2 protein-coding genes are annotated in these 1,283 nt (G+C 44.8%); one reads left to right on the top strand and one right to left on the bottom strand.

The window, feature by feature from the left end; translation table 11 throughout:
- Positions 1-243: 243 nt before the first annotated feature.
- Positions 244-744, bottom strand: coding sequence for a methylated-DNA--[protein]-cysteine S-methyltransferase (locus tag E5983_RS09100; RefSeq protein ID WP_160333499.1), 501 nt, complete (start codon positions 742-744; stop codon positions 244-246).
- Between the two features lie 126 nt (positions 745-870).
- Between E5983_RS09100 and E5983_RS09095 the strand changes: the two genes are divergently transcribed.
- Positions 871-1,191: a potassium channel family protein gene (locus tag E5983_RS09095; protein WP_160333498.1), complete on the top strand. Its 321-nt coding sequence runs from the start codon at positions 871-873 to the stop codon at positions 1,189-1,191.
- Positions 1,192-1,283 lie beyond the last annotated feature (92 nt).

Genomic DNA, 1,283 nt, shown 5'->3' with positions numbered 1-1,283 from the left:
TATTAGTTACCTCTTTGTCTTGAATGATTCCTTGTTTTAGTGATTTCATTTTCAATACACGACGTCTAGCGCCAAATCAAAATACGACTTAACAAGACACCTCTACTTTAACATAAAGAAAAAGTAGTGAGTACTTTCTCCCGTCGGAGATTTCCTCACTACTAAGCTTAGTATGTTTTTAGAGGTGCCCAAAAGTAAAAAATCGTCCCTTGGCTTTAGTTCCAGGGGACGATTTTTTACTTCTCATAATGGATTTTTTTCATGTTCCAAGAGCCAGATTTTGCGATCAAGTCCGCCGGCATAGCCGGTGAGGGATCCGTCCTGTCCGAGGATGCGGTGGCAGGGGATGATTAGGCTGATAGGGTTATGACCGATGGCTCCGCCAATGGCACGTGGTGAGGTTGATCGCCCGGTTTTTTGTTGGAAGGCTTGGGCTAAATCACGGTAGCTTTTGGTTTGGCCGTAAGGAATTTGCAGGAGAAGGTCGAGGACGATTTGGCGATAGGGAGTGGCTGCCGGTGCTAGAGGAAGCGCCTGTGGATCGGGATGGACTCCGGCGAAATAAGCTGCGAGCCAGTCCTGGCCTTGTTTGAGGATGGGATTGGTTCCTTCTGGGATTGTCTGGAGATCATAGATAGCTCTAAAGTGGTTCTGATTTTGAAACCAGACACCTCGGAGGGCTGTGTTGTCTGCAAGGAGCACTAGTTTCCCCAGTGGTGATGGGACGGTTATTTGTTGGAGCATGGTTTTCTTCCTTTTTCTCCAGTATAACAAAATTTACTAGGATTCTTCATAGATCCTAGCCCTTTCTACTTGGAAATTTGCTATAATGAAGCGTATTTCTGATTCAAATTTTAGAAAGGGAGTTATATGAAGCGTTTTAAAATTTTGATAGACATTCTCCAGCATACAGGCTTTATGAAGTTTACCCTCTCCTTTGTTTCTTTTCTCTTTATGGCGGGCTTCGGCCTGCTGGTCTTGGAGCCGGGGATTCTGCATTATTGGGATGGGCTTTGGTTCGCCTTTGTGACCTCGACTACCGTTGGCTACGGGGATTATCAGGCGGTTAGTTTTTTTGGTCGGTTGCTATGTGTCCTCTTGACTGTTTATGGGATGATTTTCTTTGCGGCCTTGTCGGGGGTGGTCATCAATTATTACACAGAGTTACGCCAAGATAAGGACAATATTTAAAAGAGGCTGGGACAAAAGTCTAGCCTCTCTCTTTATGATTAGCAAAATACCTTTGACGCAGTAGTTGATTGGGTCTAACAGCATTGTATGCT

The organism is Streptococcus danieliae (genome assembly GCF_009767945.1).
Lineage (GTDB): Bacteria > Bacillota > Bacilli > Lactobacillales > Streptococcaceae > Streptococcus > Streptococcus danieliae.
Note: the sequence above shows the minus strand (reverse complement) of the source record. Positions and strands in the feature narration are given on the sequence as shown.